Origin of the sequence: Variovorax sp. JS1663 (assembly GCF_002157355.1) — a bacterium.
In the GTDB taxonomy this organism is placed as follows: domain Bacteria; phylum Pseudomonadota; class Gammaproteobacteria; order Burkholderiales; family Burkholderiaceae_C; genus Variovorax.
This window is the reverse complement of sequence record NZ_LYMK01000019.1, coordinates 16436-35104: the sequence shown is the minus strand read 5'-3', so window position 1 is coordinate 35104 and position 18669 is coordinate 16436. Positions and strand designations below refer to the sequence as shown.

Here is an 18669-nt window from a genome sequence, read left to right as displayed (position 1 = left end):
GGCGCGTTCAGATGGACCGCATGACCGACCTTTCCCCCCTGTATCCGGGCGACCTCGAGAGATGAGCGACATCATTCTCGAGACCCGCCAGCTCACCAAGGAATTCAAGGGCTTCACCGCCGTCAGCAACGTCGATCTGAAGGTGGTGCGCGGCTCCATTCACGCCTTGATCGGGCCCAACGGCGCCGGCAAGACCACCTGCTTCAACCTGCTCACCAAGTTCCTCGAGCCCACTTCGGGAACCATTCTCTTCAACGGGCAGGACATCACCGGCGAGCGCCCCGCGCAGATCGCGCGCCGCGGCATCATCCGCTCGTTCCAGATCTCCGCCGTGTTCCCGCACCTCACGCTGCTCGAGAACGTGCGCCTGGGCCTGCAGCGCGCTCTCGGCACCTCCTACCACTTCTGGAAGAGCGAGAAGACCCTGGAGCCGTTGAACGAGCGCGCGCGTGCGCTGCTGGCCCAGGTCGGCCTCGAGGAACTGGCGGATGAACTCACCGTGAACCTGCCCTACGGCCGCAAGCGCGCGTTGGAGATCGCCACCACCCTCGCGATGGAGCCCGAGTTGATGCTGCTGGACGAACCCACGCAGGGCATGGGCCACGAGGACGTGCACCGCGTGGCCGAGCTGATCAAGCGCGTCTCGGCGGGCCGCACCATCCTCATGGTCGAGCACAACATGAGCGTGGTGTCGACCATCGCCGACACCATCACCGTGCTGCAACGCGGTGCCGTGCTGGCAGAAGGCCCGTACGCCGTGGTCTCGAAGAACCCGCAGGTGATGGAGGCCTACATGGGCACCACCGAGGGTCAGCTCCAGGGAGCCCACTGACATGGCCGCGGCACTGGAGATCAAGGACCTGCACGCCTGGTATGGCGAATCGCACGTGCTCCATGGCGTCGACATGGTCGTGCAACCCGGCGAGGTGGTCACCCTGCTCGGCCGCAACGGGGCGGGGCGCACCACGACAATGCGCGCCATCCTCGGGCTCACCGGCGCGCGCAAGGGCAGCATCAAGGTCCACGGCGCCGAGACCATCGGCATGCCCACGCACCGCATCGCGCACCACGGCATCGGCTACTGCCCGGAGGAACGCGGCATCTTCGCCAGCCTCTCGGCCGAGGAAAACCTCCTGCTGCCGCCGGCCCTCAAGGGATCGGACAAGGGCATGTCGGTGGAGGAGATCTACGCCATGTTCCCCAACCTCGCCGAGCGCCGCAACAGCCAGGGCACGCGCCTGTCCGGCGGCGAGCAGCAGATGCTGGCGGTGGCGCGCATCCTGCGCACCGGCGCCCGGCTGCTGCTGCTCGACGAGATCTCGGAGGGACTGGCTCCCGTGATCGTGCAGGCCCTGGCCCGCATGATCCACACCCTGCGCGGCAAGGGCTACACGGTGGTCATGGTGGAGCAGAACTTCCGTTTTGCGGCGCCCCTGGCCGACCGTTTCTACGTGATGGAGCACGGCCGCATCGTCGAGGCTTTCGGCGCTTCCGAACTCGACGCCAAGATGCCGGTGCTGCACGAGCTGCTCGGCGTCTGACCCACTTCCCTCATTTCACTGCTCGAAGGAGACAACACCATGAAGACTGCATTCACCGCGATCGCACTGGCCATCGGCGTCCTGGCACTGGCTTCCGGCGCGCAGGCGCAGGAGAAGGTCAAGATCGGTTTCGTCACCGACATGTCCAGCCTGTACTCCGACCTCGAGGGCAAGGGCGGCGCCACCGCGATCGAGATGGCGATCGCCGACTTTGGCGGCAAGGCCCTCGGCCAGCCGATCGAGCTGGTGACCGCCGACCACCAGAACAAGGCCGACATCGCCGCCTCCAAGGCGCGCGAGTGGATCGACACCGCCGGCGTCACCATGATCTTCGGCGGCACCAACTCCGGCACCGCGCTCGCCACCGCGAAGGTGGCGCAGGAGAAGAAGCGCGTCTACTTCAACAATGGCGCCGCCAGCTCCGCGCTCACCAACGAGCAGTGCAGCCCCTACACCGTGCACTACGCCTACGACACCGTGGCCCTGGCCAAGGGCACCGGCGCCACGGTGGTGGAGCAGGGCGGCAAGAGCTGGTTCTTCCTGACCGCCGACTATGCCTTCGGCCACGCGCTGGAGGCCGACACCAGCCGCATCGTCAAGGAGAAGGGCGGCACCGTGGTCGGCACGGTGCGGCATCCGCTCAACGCCTCGGACTTCTCTTCCTTCCTGCTGCAGGCGCAGAACTCCAAGGCGCAGATCCTCGGCCTGGCGAACGCGGGCGGCGACACCATCAACTCGATCAAGGCCGCCAAGGAATTCGGCATCGGCAAGACCATGAAGGTGGCTGGCCTGCTGGTCTTCCTGAGCGACATCCACAGCCTGGGCCTGAAAAACACCGAGGGCCTGCTGCACACCACCAGCTGGTACTGGGACCTGAACGACGACACCCGCAAGTGGGCCACGCGCTACTTCGAGAAGAACAAGCGCATGCCCACCGACATCCAGGCCGCCGACTACTCCGCCACCATGACCTACCTGAAGGCGGTGGAGGCGGCCAAGACCACCGACGCCGACAAGGTGATGGAGCAGCTGAAGAAGATGCCGATCAACGACTTCTTCGGCAAGGGCCAGATCCGCGCCGACGGCCGCTACGTGCATGACATGTACCTGGTGCAGGTCAAGACCGCGTCCGAATCGAAGAAGCCCTGGGACTACCTGAAGGTGATCAAGACGATGCCGGGCGACCAGGTCTTCACCACCAAGGCCGAGTCCAAGTGCGCCCTGTGGAAGTAAGCACAGCCCATCAGCAGCAGGAACAACACATGAAGAAATTTGCACTGTCGGCCATCGTTGCAGGCATCGCGCTGGCTGCCGGCGCGGCGCAGGCCCAGGTCAAGATCGGCTTCATCACCGACATGTCCAGCCTCTATGCCGACGTCGAGGGCCGCAACGGCGCCACCGCCATCCAGATGGCGATCGACGACTTCGGCGGCAAGGTGCTGGGCCAGCCGATCGAGCTGCTCACCGCCGACCACCAGAACAAGGCCGACATCGCCGCGTCCAAGGCGCGCGAGTGGGTTGACACGGCCGGCCTGACCATGCTCTTCGGCGGCACCAACTCCGGCACCGCCCTCGCGATGTCGAAGGTCGCGCAGGAGAAGAAGCGCGTCTTCATCGTCAACGGCGCCGGCACCTCGGCGCTCACCAACGAGCAGTGCAGCCCCTACACCGTGCACTACGCCTACGACACCGTGGCCCTGGCCAAGGGCACCGGCGGCGCGGTGGTGGCGCAGGGCGGCAAGAGCTGGTTCTTCCTGACCGCCGACTATGCCTTCGGCGCCGCGCTGGAAGGCGACACCGCCAAGGTGGTGAAGGAGAAGGGCGGCACGGTGGTGGGCGGCGTCAAGCACCCGCTCAACGCCTCCGACTTCAGCTCTTTCCTGCTGCAGGCGCAGAACTCCAAGGCGCAGATCCTCGGCCTGGCCAACGCGGGCGGCGACACCATCAACGCCATCAAGGCCGCCAAGGAGTTCGGCATCACCAAGTCGATGAAGATGGCGGGCCTCCTGGTCTTCATCACCGACATCCACAGCCTCGGCCTGAAGAACACCGAGGGCCTGCTGCTCACCACCAGCTGGGACTGGAACATCGACGACAAGACCCGCGCCTTCGGCAAGAAGTTCTTCGACAAGACCAAGCGCATGCCCACGGACATCCAGGCCGCCGACTACTCGGCCACGATGACCTACCTCAAGGCGGTGCAGGCGGCCGGCACCGCCGATGCCGACAAGGTGATGGCGCAGCTCAAGAAGACGCCGATCGACGACTTCTACGCCAAGGGCCAGATCCGCGAGGACGGCCGCTTCGTGCATGACATGTACCTGGTGCAGGTCAAGAGCCAGGCCGAGTCCAAGCAGCCCTGGGACTACTACAAGGTCTTGAGCAAGCTGCCCGGCGACCAGGTCTTCACCACCAAGGCCGAGAGCAAGTGCGCTCTCTGGAAATGACGCCATCCCCCTGACCTCGCTCGCTGCAGCCACTCACCCATGCAAATCTCGCTGCCCGCACTGCTGAGCCAGCTCCTCCTGGGGCTGGTCAACGGATCGTTCTACGCGATCCTGAGCCTCGGGCTCGCAGTGATCTTCGGTCTGCTCAACGTCATCAATTTCGCGCACGGCGCCCTGTTCATGCTGGGTGCGGTGCTGACCTGGATGGCGATGAACTACTTCGGGGTCAACTACTGGGTGATGCTGCTGGCGGCGCCGATCGTCGTCGGCCTGTTCGGCGTAGTGATCGAGCGGCTGCTCCTGCGCTGGATCTACAAGCTCGACCATCTCTACGGCCTGCTGCTCACGCTGGGCATCACGCTGCTGATCGAGGGCGTGTTCCGCTCGGTCTACGGCGTCTCGGGCCTGCCCTACGACACGCCCGATGCGCTGGCCAGCGCCACCGACCTTGGCTTCATGATCCTGCCCAACTACCGGGCCTGGGTGGTGGTGGCCTCGCTCGTCGTGTGCTTCGCGACATGGTTCGTGATCGAGAAGACGCGCCTGGGCGCCTACCTGCGCGCCGGCACCGAGAACCCGCGCCTGGTCGAGGCCTTCGGCGTCAACGTGCCGCTGATGGTCACGCTCACCTATGGCTTCGGCGTCGCGCTCGCCGCCTTCGCCGGCGTGCTGGCCGCGCCGGTGATCCAGGTCTCGCCGCTGATGGGACAGAACCTGATCATCGTTGTGTTCGCGGTGGTGGTGATCGGCGGCATGGGCTCGATCATGGGCGCCATCCTCACCGGCCTGGGCCTGGGCGTCATCGAAGGCCTGACCAAGGTCTTCTATCCCGAGGCTTCCTCCACCGTCGTCTTCGTGATCATGGTCATCGTGCTCCTGATCCGCCCGGCCGGCCTGTTCGGCAAGGAAAAGTGAAGCGCAGCGCATGATGAAGAACAACAACGTCTCCGCCATCCTCTACGGCCTGCTGCTGCTCGGCCTGGTCGCCGCGCCTTTCCTCGGCGCCTACCCGGTGTTCGTGATGAAGCTCATGTGCTTCGCGCTGTTCGCCTCGGCCTTCAACCTGCTGCTGGGCTTCACCGGGCTGCTGTCCTTCGGCCACGCGGCCTTCCTCGGCGGCTCCGCGTACATCGCCGGTCAGGCCATGAAGGTCTGGGGCCTGACGCCGGAACTGGGCCTCATCGCCGGCACCGTCACCGGCGCGCTGCTGGGCTGGATCTTCGGCGTGCTCGCCATCCGCCGCCAGGGCATCTACTTCGCGATGATCACGCTGGCGCTGGCGCAGATGGTCTTCTTCTTCTGCCTGCAGGCCAAGTTCACCGGCGGCGAGGACGGTCTGCAGGGCGTGCCGCGCGGCAAGCTCTTCGGCGTGGTCGACCTGCAGAACGACCTCGCCATGTACTACGTGTCGCTGGTGGTCGTGGTGGCGGCCTTCCTGCTGATCGTGCGCACCATCCACTCGCCCTTCGGCCAGGTGCTCAAGGGCATCAAGGAAAACGAGCCCCGCGCGCTTTCGCTGGGCTACGACGTGGCGCGCTTCAAGCTGCTGGCCTTCGTGATCTCTGCCGCACTGTCCGGCTTGGCCGGCTCGCTCAAGACCCTGGTACTGGGCTTCGCCACCTTGTCGGACGTGCACTGGACCGCCTCTGGCCAGGTGATCCTGATGACCCTGGTGGGCGGCCTGGGCACGTTGTCGGGCCCGCTGGTCGGCTCGGCGGTGGTGGTGCTGCTGGAGAACAAGATCGGCGAGCTCGGCAACGGGCTGGCGAAGCTCACGACCATCGACTGGTTCAATACGCTGGGCGAGTCGGTCACCATGGTCACCGGCCTGATCTTCGTGATCTGCGTGCTGGCCTTCCGGCGCGGGATCATGGGCGAGATCATCGCCTTCGTTTCGCGGCGACGGTAGCCATGTGGCAGTCCGCGGAGCGCTATCCGGATCCCGCCATCGAGATTCTCGACCCGCGCTTCGCCAGATACCGCCTGATGAGCGCCGCCGTCGAGCGCCTCGCCACCGGCTTCCGCTGGGCCGAGGGCCCGGTGTGGTTCGGCGATGGCCGCTGCCTGCTGTGGAGCGACATCCCCAACAACCGCGTGCTCCGCTGGGACGAGGAAACGGGCGCGGTGAGCCACTTCCGCAAGCCGTCCAACTTCGCCAACGGCCACACGCGTGACCGCCAGGGCCGGCTGCTGAGTTGCGAGCACGGCACGCGCCGCGTCACGCGCACCGAGTACGACGGCTCGATCACCGTCATCCTCGATCGCTTCGAGGGCAAGCGCCTCAACTCGCCCAACGACATCGTCGTCAAGTCGGACGACTCGATCTGGTTCACCGACCCGCCCTTCGGCATCCTCGGCCACTACGAAGGCCATGCGGCCGAGCCCGAGCTGCCGACCAACGTCTACCGGGTCGACGGCCGGACCGGCGAGGCCGCCGTGGTCACCGGCGACGTGAACCGCCCCAACGGCCTGTGCTTCTCGCCCGACGAAAGCCGCCTCTACGTGGTCGAGTCGGGCATCACGCCCCGGCGCATCCGCGTGTTCGACGTCAGCGCCGACGGCGAGGGCCTCGAGAACGACCGCGTGTTCGTGCAGGCCGACCCCGAGGGCTCGCCCGACGGCTTCCGCTGCGACGTGGACGGCAACCTGTGGGCCGGCTGGGGCACGGGCGAGGGCCGCGACGGCGTGATGGTGTTCGCGCCCGACGCCACACCGATCGGCCGCATCGCGCTGCCGGAGCGCTGCGCGAACCTCTGCTTCGGCGGCCCGGCGCGCAACCGCCTGTTCATGGCCGCGAGCCAGTCGCTCTACGCGCTCTACGTCAACACGCAGGGCGCGCGCGGCGGCTGAAACGGCGTGGGCCTGTCAGGCCCGCCGCAACAGCCTGCGCAGCGTCGTCTTGAGCGGACTGGCCCCGAAGATCAACTGCGAGTACGAGACGAACAGCGGACGCGGCAGCAGCAGGCTGCCGTAGTAGTACATGCGGTACTGCCGTGGACCGCTGCGGGTGTCAGGATGGCGCAGCACGCGCAGCAGCAGGCCCAGGTCCTTGCCCTTGCCGGACAACCAGCGCTCCAGGAAGCGCAGCCACAGATGGCCGCCCTGGTCGTCCAGCGGCCGCCACAGCACCGAGGCGCCGGGCCGGGTGCGCTCGATCTGCGCGCGCAGCCAGGCGTCGAAGCGCACAGCCCGCTCCCGCGTCGCGTGGACCTGCGCGGCCGACACCATCGAGCCCTTGGTCGCGGAGGCGCCATGCACGCGGTAGCGCGTCAGGGGCTCGGCGAGATAGACGCAGGGGCTGAGGAGGGCCGCGGCGGTGCACAGCTGCAGGTCCTGGTACATCAGCCGGTCGTTGTCCAGCGGGCCGATGGCGTCCAGAACATCGCGGCGGAAGGCCAGCCCCGAGGTCAGCGCGAGCACGGGGCAGGATGCCGCGTCCAGCGTCTCGGACGCCAGCCAGCCCTCGGGCGCCACGCCGCCGGGGTAATAGGGCGCCAGGCCCAGGTCGGCCTGCGTGTCCGAGAAGCGCTGCATGGCGTTGTGGACCCAACCCGGCAGGTGCCCGTCCACGCGCCGGCCCAGTGCGGCGAGCACCTTCTCGATGCGCTGCGGTGCCATGGTGTCGTCGGCATCGAGCAGCAGCACGACGTCGCCGGAGCAGGCGGCCAGCGCCGCGCTGGTCGCGGCGCAGATGCCGCCGTTGGGCTGGTGGATCGGGCGCACCTGCGGGTGGCGCGCCGCGTAGGCCTCGAGCACCTGGGCGGTGTCGTCGGTCGAGCCGTCGTTCACCACCACGATCTCGTCGGCGGGCACGGTCTGGGCGAGGCAGCTGTCCAGGCATTCGGTCAGGAAGCGGCCGTAGTTGAAGCAGATGATCGCGACGCTCGACCGCGGCGCGGCCGGCAGCGGGGCCAAGGCCAGCGGCTGGATCGCCAGGCGGCTCGGCGCAAGGGACGGGATCGCTTCTGCCTTCATCGCATCAGCCCGAAAAAAGACCCGGAGGGCGGCTTCCGGATTGTGCCCGGGCGGGTTACGCAGGCTTCGTGCCACCCCGCGCCGCGGCCGTGCCCGACCTTCAGTAGACGTCGCGCCGATAGCGGCCTTGGGCGATCAGCGCTTCCAGGCCTTGCCTGCCCAGCAGCTCGCCGAGCGCCGCGTCGACGCCGGGGGCCATGCCTTCGAGGCTGCCGCAGACATAGACCACCGCACCTTCGTCGATCCAGTGGCGCAGCTCGTCGGCCGCCTCGCGCAGGCGGTCCTGCACGTAGAGGCGCTGTGCCTGGTCGCGCGAGTAGACGAGGTCGGTCCGAGCCAGCAGGCCGCGTGCCTGCCATTGCGCGACCTCATCGGCGGCGATGGCATCGTGCGCGGCCTGGCGCTCGCCGTACACCAGCCAGTTGCGGCCATGGCCGCGGCGCGCCCGTTCGCGCAGGTGCGAGCGCAGGCCCGCGAAGCCGGAGCCGTTGCCGATGAAGATGCAGGGGCGCTCATCGTCCACCAGGGCGAAGCCCGGGTTGGCAGCCAGGCGCAATTCGATGGGCGCATCCAGCGGCGCATGGGCCGTGAGCCAGCCCGAGGCCACGCCGAGGCCGTCGTCGTGTTGCGCCTGCCGCACCAGCAGTTGGATGCAGCCGTCGGCCGGAAGAGAAGCCACCGAATAGCTGCGCGGCGACAGCGGCGGATGCGCGCGGCCGTCCGCGTGGCGCGGCAGCACCTCGACCAGCGCGCCCGGCGCCCAGTGCATGGGGCCGTCGCGGCCGAGCGTGATCTCGAAGAGCGGCTCGCCCTGGCTGCCCGCGTTGAGAAGGGTGCGGCCTTGCAGCTGCCAGGTCTCGAAAGGGCGCGGCACTGCATCGGCCGGCTGCGCGGGCCAGGCATCGGCGTGCAGGCCGAAGATGCCGGCGAGGGCGCGCTGCCAGCGGCCGATCGCCTCGGGGCTGCCGTCGTCGACCTCGACCATGGGGAACAGCGCCTGCGCGCCCTGGCTGCGCAGGTCGTGGTCGAGCTGGCGGCCGAAGCCGCAGAAGCTGGCGTAGTGCCAGTCGCCGAGCGCGAGCACGCCGTAGCGCACGTGGTGCAGTTGGGCGCCCGCCTGCTGCGCGAAGCCGCGCGCGAAGGCGCGGGCGCTGTCCGGCGGGTCGCCGTCGCCGAAGGTGCTGACCACCCACAGCACCCGGCGGAAATGCAGCAGCGCGTCGACGCTCAGCTCGGCCAGGGCCTTGACCACGGTGCCGACGCCGGCCGAGCGCAGCGCGGCCGCGGTCTGGAGGGCGACGCGCTCGGCATGGCCGGTCTGCGTGGCGAAGGCGATCAGCACCTGCTCGGCGCCGGGTGCGGCTGCCGGTGCGGCCGGGCCGAGCCGGGCGCGCTCGGCGCGCACTGCGCGCTTCGTGCGGCGGCGGCCGAGGTACAGCATCCAGCCCGTGATCGCGAACAGCGCGAGCCCCAGGGCCGCGAGCGTCATCACGATGCGTCCCGGCAAGCCCCAGTAAGTGCCCATGTGCAGCGGATAGACGCTGTTCACCAGCCGCCCGGCGAGCGGCTTGTCGGCATAGCGCTCGTGCCGGCTGGGCTCGCCGGTGGCGGCGTGCAGGTAGAGGCGGTTGCGCGCGCGCTCGTGCTCGGGCGCGGCGCGCAGGTAGGTGGCCTCGACCTGCGAGGCCTGCCGCGCGGGCAGGCGCAGCGTGACCTGGCTCCAGTCGCCGGCGGTGGTCTGCTGGAAGCCGCGCCACACGCGTTCCAGGTCCAGCCGGACCGGGGCGGCATCGCTCCCGGCCGCACCGCCCTGCATGCGCTGCGTGCGCACCGCGCGTCCTTCGCCGGCCGCGTCGTCGATCCACGTCCGCAGCGCATCGAAACCCCAGTAGAGGCCCGTGGAGCTGGACACTAGGTAGGCCAGCAGCGCTACCGTACCGGCCACCGCGTGCAGGTTCCACAGGAAGGCGCGGCCCCGCAACGCGAAGTCCAGCCGCAGCCAGCTGCGCCAGGCGAGCGGCCGGCGCGGCCAGCGCAGGTACAGGCCCGAGAGCGCGAGCACCAGCAACCCCGCGGCCAGGGTGCCGGTGACCGGCTTGCCGGTGTCCCGCGGCAGCAGCAGCCAGCGGTGCAGGCTTTCCACGAACTCGAAGAAGGCCTCGGCGCGGGGCTCGGGCAGCAGAGTGGCGCGATAGGGGTTCACCAGATGCGTCTCGCCGCGGGCCGCGCCGGGCGCGGGCGCGAAGTTCACGCGGGCCGGGCGACCGGCTTCGGCGAAGACTGTCAGCGTTGCCACCCGCCGGCCCGGCTGCGTCGCCTGCAGGCGCTCCAGCAGCTCGGCCGGCCGCAGCGGCTGCGCGCCGGCCTCGGCCGGCACGCGGCGCAGGGCAGGGTCGATCAGGTCGGTGATCTCGGCGCGGAAGGACAGGGTCGCGCCGCTCAGGCCGATGACGAGCAGCACCGAGCCGGCCGTGAGGCCGATGAACCAGTGGATCTGGAACCAGGCGCGCCGCAGAAGAGCCATGGGGGAACCGGTGGTCAGAGATCGATCTTGAGCGTGGCCTTGACCGTGCGCGGCGTGCCGACCGCCAGGCGGGTGCCCGCCGCGGCCCAGTAGCGCTTGTCGCCCAGGTTGTCGATGTTGAGCTGCCACAGCGTGCGCTTGCCGAACAGCTGCGTGACGTAGCGCGCGCCGGCCGCGAAGATGGTGTAGCCGCCGATGAAGCCCTGGTTCAGGTCGTCGATCGGGCGACGGCCCGTGTAGTAGGCGCCGCCGTTGACCGAGAGGCCCGGCACCGCCGCGATGTCATAGGACAGGAAGGCGCTGGCCGTGCGCTTGGCCGTGTTCTCGGGCATGCGGCCGTTGTACTGCGCGTTGATGTCGCGGAACGCGGCGTCGAGCGTCTGCGCCGAAAGCTGCCACGCCAGCTGCCGCGTGAGCCGCCCCTGCGCCGAGACCTCGAGGCCGCGGTAGCGGCTGCGGCCGTCGGCGACGAAGGTGTTGGCGCTGTTGGTGTAGGCGCCGGGGCGGTCGATGTCGAAGAGCGCCGCCGACAGCAGCGTGCCGCTGCCGGTGAGCCAGCGCAGGCCGAGCTCCTTCTGCTTGCTCACGCCCGGTGGCATGCGGGCGCGGCGCCGAGCGTGAGCTCGTGCTGCAAGCTCCCGGTCGCGAAGGTACCGAAGAGTTCGGTGCGCAGCAGCTCGGAGCTTTGCTCCAGGTGCTGAACGTTGCCGCTGATCCGGCCGGCGCCGGTGAGCACGTTGTAGTTGCCGAAGATCGCCAGGCGCCGGTCGCGCTCGGCTTCCGAGCGGCCGGCTTCCACCATCAGCGCCCAATTGCTGCCGAGCGAATAGTCGGCGCGCACCTGCGCGGTCTTGACCTCGGCCTCGAACTCGGCCCACGGCGGCCCGAGCAGCTTGCGCGGATCGGGCAGGGCCGGCAGCGGGATCAGGCCGTTGACCGCGGCGAGCCGGTTGATGCCGGCCTGCTCGGTGATGCGCTTGCGGTAGTACTCCAGGTCGGCCTTGAGCGTGAGGCGGCTGTTCACCCGCCAGTCGAAGGCGGCCGACAGGAACTTGCGGTGGCCCTCCACGTCGTCGATGGTCGAGCCCACCCGCCCACCGGCCGCGTTGATGCGCAGGCCGTACTGGTTCTGTTCGCCGAACTGCCGGCCCAGGTCGACGAAGGCCTGGGCCGTGCCCTCGTCGCCGACCGTCATGCCGACCGTCGAGACCGGCGTGCTGCCGGCGCGCTTGGTCACGAGGTTGATCACGCCGGCCGGTGAGGTGAAGCCGTAGTAGAGCGCCGAGGCGCCCTTGAGCACCTCGACGCGCTCCTTGTTCTCCATCGGGATCTCGGAGACGTTGGGAATCGCGAGCGAGCCGTTGAGGCGGAAGTTGGTGCGGTTCTCGACCGCCAGGCCACGGATCACCAGCTGGTCGAAGGTGTCGCCGCCGTTCTGCTGGCGCGTGACGCCGGCCGTGTTGCGCAGCACGTCGTAGATGCCCGTGGCTGCCCTGCAGCTCGATCACCTCGCGCGTCACCGTGTTGACGGTGGCCGGCACGTCCATGATGTTCGCGCCGCGGAAGGTTCCGGCCTCGACCGTGTTGGCGACGAAGCCGCTGGCGCGCTCCGACTGCACGGTCACGGTGCCGAGGTCGCCCGTGTTCGCGGGGGTGGGGGAGGCCTGCGCGTAGACCAGCGGTGCCGCCAGGACCAGCGGCATCGAGACGAGGAGCTTTTGCATGGATCGCCGCGCCGACGCGGCAGCGATCCCGGCGACGGCATTTCGGACAGTTGGATTCGGCCGGGATTGTAGATCAACAAATGAGAAAGATTCTCATTGACGGCCTGCCAAGTGTCTCCGACGCGGCGCCCGGCCGCTGCGGCACTCAGGCCAGCGCCGGCGCGTCGGTCTCGATGCCCATGGCCTTCAGCGTGTCCGCCACCGCCGCCACCGCGCCCGGGATGCCGGCCTCGCCGAAGTGGCCGATGCAGCCGCGCGGAAGGTTTCCACCTGGGTCAGCCTGCCCGGGTAGAGGATGTAGCCGCGCTTCTTGACCTCCTGGTAGAAGGTCTTGAAGTCGTAGCGCCTGGGCAGATGGCTGCGGGCACCTTGTCACGAGACCTCGGCTGCCTCGGGCGTCACGCCCGATGGGGCCGTTCTGCGCTAGTCTGCCTGCAGCACGCCGCGGCGGATCTGGTCGCGCTCGATCGACTCGAACAGCGCCTTGAAGTTGCCCTCGCCGAAGCCCTCGTCGCCGGCGCGCTGGATGAACTCGAAGAACACCGGGCCGAGCTGCGTCTCGGAGAAGATCTGCAGCAGCAGCCGCTTCGTGCCGCCCTCGGTGGAGCCGTCCAGCAGGATGCCGCGCGCCTGCAGCTCGGGCACCGGCTGGCCGTGGCCGGGCAGGCGCTTCTCCAGCATCTCGTAGTAGATGTCGTTGGGCGAGGTCATCAGCGGAACGCCCGCCATCTGCAGCGCATCGACCGAGGCGATCAGGTCGTCTGTGAGCAGTGCGATGTGCTGGATGCCTTCGCCGTTGAAGGCCATCAGGTATTCCTCGATCTGGCCCGAGCCCTTGGCCGACTCCTCGTTGAGCGGAATGCGGATCCGGCCGTCGGGCGCCGTCATGGCCTTGGAGGTGAGCCCGGTGTACTCGCCCTGGATGTCGAAGTAGCGGATCTCCTTGAAGTTGAAGAGCCGCTCGTAGAACTCGGCCCAATAGGCCATGCGGCCGCGGTACACGTTGTGCGTGAGGTGGTCGATGATCTTCAGTCCATGGCCCGCGGGATGGCGCTCCGCGCCCTCGATCCATTCGAAGTCGATGTCGTAGATGGACCGGCCTTCCTCGAAGCGGTCGATCAGGTACAGCGGCGCCCCGCCGATGCCCCTGATGGCGGGCAGGCGCAGTTCCATCGGCCCGGTGGGGATGTCGATGGGCTGGGCACCCAGGTCGAGGGCGCGCTGGTAGGCATGATGCGCATCCCTGACGCGAAAGGCCATGCCGCAGGCCGAGGGACCATGCTCCGCCGCGAAGTAAGCGGCGTGGCTTTTGGGCTCGCGGTTCACGACGAAGTTGATGCCGCCCTGGCGGTAGAGCGAGACGTCCTTGGAGCGGTGGCGCGCCACCTCCTGGAAGCCGAGTGCCTTGAACACGGGCTCGAGCACGCCGGGCGTCGGTGACGCGAACTCGACGAACTCGAAGCCCGCCAGGCCCATGGGGTTGTCGAAGAGATCCGTCATTGAAAAGCTCCTGTTGCCGTCTGTCTCAGTCCAGCGTCACGTTGGCCTTCTTCGCCAGCGCCGCATAGCGCGCCGCCTCGCTCTTGAAGAATTTCGCGGCGTCCTCGGGCGAGGTCGGCTTGACCACGTTGCCCTGCTTGTTCATCGCATCGACCACGTCGGGGCTCTGGAAGGCCCGGACGAAGGCGTCGTGGACGCGCTTGACCTCGGCGGGCGGCATCTTGGCGGGGCCGACCACCGCGAACCAGCCCTCGACGTCGTAGTCTGGCAGGCCTTGCTCGGCGATGGTGGGAACGTCGGGCGCCGCGGGCGAGCGCTTGCCGCTGCACAGGCCGATGGCAGTGACCGCGCCGCTCTTGATGTGCTGCTGGATGGCCGGCAGCGCGACCACGCCGAACTGCACCTGGCCCGCGATCAGGTCCGTCACCATCGGCCCGGTGCCCTTGTAGGGAATGTGGCGCACCTTCACCGCGGCCTGCTCCAGGAAGAGCTCGGCGGCCAGGTGGATGATGGTGCCGTTGCCTGAAGAGGCGTAGTTGTAGTCATCCGGCTTGGCCTTGAGCAGCGCCACCAGTTCCTTCACGTTCTTCGCGGGCATGCCCTTGCCCGCCACCAGCACCAGCGGCGTCGCGCCGATCACGCTGATGGGCGTGAAGTCGTTGATGGCGTCGAAAGGCATCTTCTTGTAGACCGCCGGGTTGATCACGTGGTTGTTCGAGAACAGGCCCAGCGTGAGGCCGTCGGGCGCCGCCTTGGCGACGGCCGAGGCGCCGGTGATGCCGCCGGCGCCCGGCAGGTTCTCGATCACCACCGGCTGGCCCAGCGTCTTGCCCAGCGCCGGCGAGGCGGCGCGCGCGATCGTGTCCACGCCCGAGCCGGCGCTGATGGGCAGCACGAGGCGCACGGGCTTGTCGGATTGCGCGAAGGCGGGCAGGGCGGTGGCGGCGAATGCGGACGCGCCGAGGCCCAGCAGGGTGCGGCGGGACATCTGATTGTTCATGGTCTTGTCTCCTGAAGTTGTGCTTGCTCGATGATCAGCTTGTCAGGCCGGCTGCCGGGATGCCAGCCGCGAGAGGATCTCCTCGTTGTGCTCCCCGGCTTTCGGCAGCGGCGAGCGCACGCCCGGGCGACGGCCGCCCATCAGGAGCGGCAGCAGCACCACGTCGGTCGTGCCGCCGTCGTCGGTGGTCATCGGCACCAGGCCGCCGCTGGCCTTGAGATGCGGGTCCTCCACCAACTGCTCGGGCCGCATGATCGGCGCATAGGGAATGCCCGCGGCCTCCAGCTTGAGCGAGAGTTCCTCGATGCGATGATGAACCAGGATCTCGCCCAGCGTGGCGAGCAACTGCGGACGCACCGCCACGCGCGCGGCGTTGTCGGCGAATTCCGGTCGGTCGAGCAGGTCGGTGCGCTCCAGCACGCGGCACAGCGTCTCGAACTGCTTGTCGCTCACCGCGCCGATGAAGAGCTGCTCGCCCGCTGCCAGCGTGAATACGTCGTACACGCTCCAGGCCGACACGCGCGAGGGCATGGGCGGCGGCGCCTCGCCGGTCATCAGGTACTGCTGCATGTGCTGCGAAGACAGGAACACGCAGTTCTCGAACAGCGCGCTCTGGATCTCCTGGCCCTTGCCGGTCAGATCGCGCTCGCGCAGCGCGGCCAGCACGCCGATGGCGCCGAACATGCCGCCCATGATGTCGTTGACCGAAGTGCCTGCGCGCAGCGGCCGGCCCACCGGGCCGGTCATGTACGACAGGCCGCCCATCATCTGCACCACCTCGTCCAGCGCCAGGCGCTTCTCGTAGGGGCCGGGCAGGAAGCCCTTGTGCGTGACGTAGATCAGCTTCGGGTAGCGCTTGGAGAGCGTGTCGTAGTCGAGGCCGAGCTTCTTCATCAGCCCGGGACGGAAGTTCTCCAGCACCACGTCGCAGTCGCCGGCCAACTCGGCCGCGGTGGCGCGGCCTTCGTCGGTCGTGATGTCCAGCACCACGCTCTTCTTGTTGCGGTTGAAGCTGCGGAAGAAGCCGATGCCCAGGCCCGGCAGCTTGCGCGTCTTGTCGCCACCGGGCGGCTCGATCTTGATGACCTCCGCGCCGAGGTCGGCCAGGATCATCCCGCAGGTCGGGCCCATGACCATGTGGGTGAATTCGACGACGCGGATGCCGGCGAGGGGGAGCTGGTTGTCTTGGGCGTTCATGAGGGGAAATCCAGTCAATGGGAAAGCGCGGCTTCGCGCGGGAAGGTCTTGGGCAGCCCGGCCTGCCACAGCGAGCCGTGCAGCGTCTCGCCCGCCAGCCAGCCTGCGACGCGCTGGCGCAGGGCCAGCAGCGCATCGATGTCCACCCCGGTCGCGATGCCCATGCTGCCCAGCATGTAGGCCAGATCCTCGGTCGAGACATTGCCGCTCGCGCCGGGCGCGTGCGGGCAGCCTCCGATGCCGGCCAGGCAGGCGTCGAAGCGGGCGACGCCCACCTCCAGCGCCGCGTAGACATTGGCCAGGCCCAGGCCGCGCGTGTCGTGGAAGTGGCCGCACCAGAAGCGCTCGCCGGCGATCTCGACCGCCTCTTCGAACAGCTCGCGCACCATGGCCGGATCGGCGTAGCCGACGGTGTCGGCCAGGCTCACGCGGTCGGCGCCGGCGTCGAGCAGCGCCTGCATCAGGCGCAGCACCTCGCTCTTCTCGACCCGGCCCTGGATGGTGCAACCGAAGGCGGTGCCCACGCCGCCTTCGATCAGCGTCTTCGACCCGGCCGCATCGCGGGCCGCGCGGATGCGCGCCACCTCGGCCACCACCTCGTCGGGCGTCTTGCGCAGGTTCGCCAGGCTGTGGGCATGGCTGGCCGACAGCGGGACGATCATCAGGTCGGCCTTGGCCGCGATCGCGTTCTCGGCACCGCGCAGGTTCGGAACCAGCACCGAGACGAACAGGCCGGGCAGGGTCTTGGCGAAGTCCACCAGCTCGGCGGTGTCGGCCAGCTGCGGCAGCAGGCGCGCCGGCACGAACGAGCCGACCTCGATCTCGCGCTGGCCGGCGGCGTGCGCGGCGGCGATCCATTCGCGTTTGTGCGCCGTGTCGAGGATGGTTGCAATGCTTTGCAGCCCGTCGCGCAACCCGACTTCGCGGATCACGGCAGTGGATGGCATCTTGGGGGTTGCGCTCGTCACGGTTCTCTCCTGGCCGGTGGCCGTCTTGATGGGGAGACTTTAGGGATTCCGGAAGATAAGGAAAAGCGGTATTGTGGAACGCTCATCGTTCCGGCCTGGAATGGCTAAGGCCCATGCACGACCTCGACCTCACCACGCTTCGCCTCTTCGTGACCGTGTGCGAGACCCGCAACATCGCGCGCGCCGCGGAGTTGCACCACATCGTTGCATCCGCGGTGAGCAAGCGCATCGCACAGCTGGAGAGCATCGTCGGCAACGCCGTCGTCGAGCGCAACCGAAGGGGCGTGGTCCCGACCGGGGCGGGGGAGATCCTGCTGGAGCATGCGCGCGCCCTGCTGGCCGGCCAGGACCGCGCTGCGCGGGACATGGCGGCCTATGGCAAGGGCATCAAGGGCCAGGTGCGCGTGCTCGCGACGGTCTCCTCGATCGCGGAGAACCTGCCGGACGACATCGCGAGCTTTCTGCAGATCCCGGCGCATCGCGACATCCGGGTCGACATCGAGGAATCGCTTAGCCGCGACCTCGTGCGGGGCATCCGCGAAGGCCTCGCGCCCGTCGGCGTGTGCTGGAACGCAGCCGATCTGGAAGGCCTCCAGACGCGGCCGTACCGCAGCGATCGGCTCGCCGTCATTGCGCCGCCGGAGCATCCCCTCGCGCGACGGAAACAGGTCGCCTTCGAGCAGACGCTGGCCTTCGATCACGTCGGATTGCCCGCCAACACGGCGGTGCACACGATGCTCGCCCGGGCCGCCGCCATCATCGGGCAGCCGCTGAACTATCGGGCGGTCGTGTCGACCTTCGACGCATGCCTGCGATGCGTTCGCGCCGACCTCGGTATCGCCATCGTGCCGCACGAGATCGCCGAGCCCATGGCCGCGGTCTACGAGCTGAAGCTCATCGGGCTGACGGACCGCTGGGCGCGACGCGATTTCGCCATCTGCTTCAACGACGAGAAGCGCCTGTCGCCTGCTGCGGGGCTGCTCGTGGCCCACCTGGCGAAGCTTGCGGGCGCTCGTGCCGCCGCGGAGGAATCCGAATGATCCGCGCCCGAGATCCCGTGCGGGCCTCCTTGCTCCGGCGGGGCAGCCACTCGATCAGGTCGTCCGCGAAACCCGCCGCGGCAGGTAGAAGCTCGCGCTCATGGGCAAGCGGGTGCCGTGCCCGGAGCAATCATCGAGCTCGCGGCCATGTGCGAGTGCCGGATCTGGTATGCACCGGCACACAGAGCAGCGGCCGTGAGACCTGAGCAGCCCTGCTCTGAACGCCTGCTTCGGGGGCGGTGTCAGGGACCGCAGTGGGGCCCTAAGCTGACTGTCGCTGGTCCTCGATAGCGGCCGCTCGTCAAGGTCGTTTGCGTGCTGCACCGCCGCCGGCTACTCCGGAATTTCGCATCGGGCCAACGCATTCAACAGAGCATCTCCGAGCTCCGGCTCAGTGGGATTTCCGACAGGACAAGGCGAAGTTCCGGAAGGTCCGTGAAGCCGCGCTGTTCGCCTGTCGGCCCGCCGTTGCGACTCGGCTTCAACACAGTTTCCTCGGACCGACGGACCCCTACGCAACGCGCACCGCGCACGAATGCACTCTCCGAGCGCACTCCCGCCGCATCCAGCCTAGGTTTGGACAGCCCGGTCCAAACCGTGGGGTGCGCGACACCATCCATCGACTGGCCAAGAGCTCTGCCAACCGCCGCGCCCAGCTCAAGCGGGGAGGCGTTGAGCGAAAGAGTGACGTAGTCAGGCATGGCGAGCCACAGGCCCGATGTTGTTCGGGATTCAGGGTGAACCAGAAATCGG

The 18669-nt window shown here is 68.6% G+C and carries 16 protein-coding genes and 1 pseudogene; 8 read left to right on the top strand and 9 right to left on the bottom strand.

What is annotated here, in order from left to right; translation table 11 throughout:
* Nucleotides 1-61: 61 nt before the first annotated feature.
* Genes A8M77_RS17205 through A8M77_RS17175 form a run of 7 tightly spaced genes read left to right on the top strand, consistent with a single transcriptional unit; the run spans nt 62 to nt 6838 of the window.
* Nucleotides 62-832 carry an ABC transporter ATP-binding protein gene (locus tag A8M77_RS17205; protein WP_086922734.1) on the top strand — a complete coding sequence of 257 codons (771 nt, stop codon included), beginning with the start codon at nt 62-64 and terminating at the stop codon, nt 830-832.
* Between the two features lies 1 nt (nt 833).
* Nucleotides 834-1541, top strand: a complete 708-nt coding sequence (locus A8M77_RS17200) for an ABC transporter ATP-binding protein (protein ID WP_086922733.1) — start codon at nt 834-836, stop codon at nt 1539-1541.
* Between the two features lie 39 nt (nt 1542-1580).
* Nucleotides 1581-2774: an ABC transporter substrate-binding protein gene (locus A8M77_RS17195; RefSeq protein WP_086922732.1), complete on the top strand. Its 1194-nt coding sequence runs from the start codon at nt 1581-1583 to the stop codon at nt 2772-2774.
* A 29-nt stretch (nt 2775-2803) separates the two neighbouring features.
* On the top strand, nt 2804-3988 hold the full coding sequence (locus tag A8M77_RS17190) for an ABC transporter substrate-binding protein (RefSeq protein ID WP_086922731.1): 1185 nt from the start codon (nt 2804-2806) through the stop codon (nt 3986-3988).
* A gap of 39 nt (nt 3989-4027) precedes the next feature.
* On the top strand, nt 4028-4903 hold the full coding sequence (locus A8M77_RS17185) for a branched-chain amino acid ABC transporter permease (protein WP_086922730.1): 876 nt from the start codon (nt 4028-4030) through the stop codon (nt 4901-4903).
* A 13-nt stretch (nt 4904-4916) separates the two neighbouring features.
* On the top strand, nt 4917-5897 hold the full coding sequence (locus A8M77_RS17180; RefSeq protein ID WP_086922804.1) for a branched-chain amino acid ABC transporter permease: 981 nt from the start codon (nt 4917-4919) through the stop codon (nt 5895-5897).
* Nucleotides 5898-5899: 2 nt separating this feature from the next.
* Nucleotides 5900-6838 (top strand): SMP-30/gluconolactonase/LRE family protein, encoded by a 939-nt coding sequence (locus A8M77_RS17175; RefSeq protein ID WP_086922729.1) that lies wholly within the window; start codon nt 5900-5902, stop codon nt 6836-6838.
* 15 nt (nt 6839-6853) lie between these two features.
* Here A8M77_RS17175 and A8M77_RS17170 read toward each other — a convergent pair whose 3' ends face one another.
* The 9 genes and pseudogenes from A8M77_RS17170 to A8M77_RS17135 form a co-directional block, all read right to left on the bottom strand.
* A complete protein-coding gene (locus tag A8M77_RS17170) occupies nt 6854-7963 on the bottom strand; it encodes a glycosyltransferase family 2 protein (protein ID WP_086922728.1) in 1110 nt (369 codons plus the stop codon).
* Between the two features lie 100 nt (nt 7964-8063).
* Nucleotides 8064-10487 (bottom strand): PepSY domain-containing protein, encoded by a 2424-nt coding sequence (locus A8M77_RS17165; RefSeq protein WP_086922727.1) that lies wholly within the window; start codon nt 10485-10487, stop codon nt 8064-8066.
* A 14-nt stretch (nt 10488-10501) separates the two neighbouring features.
* A complete protein-coding gene (locus tag A8M77_RS36865; protein ID WP_238136859.1) occupies nt 10502-11074 on the bottom strand; it encodes a TonB-dependent receptor domain-containing protein in 573 nt (190 codons plus the stop codon).
* A complete protein-coding gene (locus A8M77_RS36860) occupies nt 11071-11958 on the bottom strand; it encodes a TonB-dependent siderophore receptor (RefSeq protein WP_238136858.1) in 888 nt (295 codons plus the stop codon). Before A8M77_RS36860 ends, A8M77_RS36865 begins: the two co-directional genes overlap by 4 nt.
* 398 nt (nt 11959-12356) lie before the next feature.
* Nucleotides 12357-12553, bottom strand: a pseudogene (locus tag A8M77_RS17155) (2-aminoethylphosphonate--pyruvate transaminase); the annotation flags it as partial.
* An 81-nt stretch (nt 12554-12634) separates the two neighbouring features.
* Nucleotides 12635-13711: a 4-hydroxyphenylpyruvate dioxygenase gene (gene hppD, locus A8M77_RS17150; RefSeq protein ID WP_086922726.1), complete on the bottom strand. Its 1077-nt coding sequence runs from the start codon at nt 13709-13711 to the stop codon at nt 12635-12637.
* A 25-nt stretch (nt 13712-13736) separates the two neighbouring features.
* A complete protein-coding gene (locus A8M77_RS17145; RefSeq protein ID WP_238136857.1) occupies nt 13737-14711 on the bottom strand; it encodes a Bug family tripartite tricarboxylate transporter substrate binding protein in 975 nt (324 codons plus the stop codon).
* A 42-nt stretch (nt 14712-14753) separates the two neighbouring features.
* Entirely contained in the window at nt 14754-15908 is a 1155-nt protein-coding gene (locus A8M77_RS17140) for a CaiB/BaiF CoA transferase family protein (protein WP_086922725.1), read from the bottom strand.
* A 14-nt stretch (nt 15909-15922) separates the two neighbouring features.
* Nucleotides 15923-16855: a hydroxymethylglutaryl-CoA lyase gene (locus A8M77_RS17135; RefSeq protein ID WP_086922724.1), complete on the bottom strand. Its 933-nt coding sequence runs from the start codon at nt 16853-16855 to the stop codon at nt 15923-15925.
* A 134-nt stretch (nt 16856-16989) separates the two neighbouring features.
* Between A8M77_RS17135 and A8M77_RS17130 the strand changes: the two genes are divergently transcribed.
* Nucleotides 16990-17916 carry a LysR family transcriptional regulator gene (locus A8M77_RS17130; protein WP_086922723.1) on the top strand — a complete coding sequence of 309 codons (927 nt, stop codon included), beginning with the start codon at nt 16990-16992 and terminating at the stop codon, nt 17914-17916.
* The last annotated feature ends 753 nt before the right edge of the window (nt 17917-18669 follow it).

What these genes read in the sequence shown, in the direction of transcription:
- A8M77_RS17185 (WP_086922730.1), top strand. Translation starts at nt 4,028, where the DNA reads ATGCAAATCTCGCTGCCCGCACTGCTGAGCCAGCTCCTCCTGGGGCTG.
- A8M77_RS17205 (WP_086922734.1), top strand. Translation starts at nt 62, where the DNA reads ATGAGCGACATCATTCTCGAGACCCGCCAGCTCACCAAGGAATTCAAG.
- A8M77_RS17135 (WP_086922724.1), bottom strand. Translation starts at nt 16,855, where the DNA reads ATGCCATCCACTGCCGTGATCCGCGAAGTCGGGTTGCGCGACGGGCTG.
- A8M77_RS17140 (WP_086922725.1), bottom strand. Translation starts at nt 15,908, where the DNA reads ATGAACGCCCAAGACAACCAGCTCCCCCTCGCCGGCATCCGCGTCGTC.
- A8M77_RS17145 (WP_238136857.1), bottom strand. Translation starts at nt 14,711, where the DNA reads ATGAACAATCAGATGTCCCGCCGCACCCTGCTGGGCCTCGGCGCGTCC.
- A8M77_RS17130 (WP_086922723.1), top strand. Translation starts at nt 16,990, where the DNA reads ATGCACGACCTCGACCTCACCACGCTTCGCCTCTTCGTGACCGTGTGC.
- A8M77_RS17175 (WP_086922729.1), top strand. Translation starts at nt 5,900, where the DNA reads ATGTGGCAGTCCGCGGAGCGCTATCCGGATCCCGCCATCGAGATTCTC.
- hppD (WP_086922726.1), bottom strand. Translation starts at nt 13,711, where the DNA reads ATGACGGATCTCTTCGACAACCCCATGGGCCTGGCGGGCTTCGAGTTC.
- A8M77_RS17190 (WP_086922731.1), top strand. Translation starts at nt 2,804, where the DNA reads ATGAAGAAATTTGCACTGTCGGCCATCGTTGCAGGCATCGCGCTGGCT.
- A8M77_RS17200 (WP_086922733.1), top strand. Translation starts at nt 834, where the DNA reads ATGGCCGCGGCACTGGAGATCAAGGACCTGCACGCCTGGTATGGCGAA.
- A8M77_RS17195 (WP_086922732.1), top strand. Translation starts at nt 1,581, where the DNA reads ATGAAGACTGCATTCACCGCGATCGCACTGGCCATCGGCGTCCTGGCA.
- A8M77_RS17170 (WP_086922728.1), bottom strand. Translation starts at nt 7,963, where the DNA reads ATGAAGGCAGAAGCGATCCCGTCCCTTGCGCCGAGCCGCCTGGCGATC.
- A8M77_RS17165 (WP_086922727.1), bottom strand. Translation starts at nt 10,487, where the DNA reads ATGGCTCTTCTGCGGCGCGCCTGGTTCCAGATCCACTGGTTCATCGGC.
- A8M77_RS17180 (WP_086922804.1), top strand. Translation starts at nt 4,917, where the DNA reads ATGAAGAACAACAACGTCTCCGCCATCCTCTACGGCCTGCTGCTGCTC.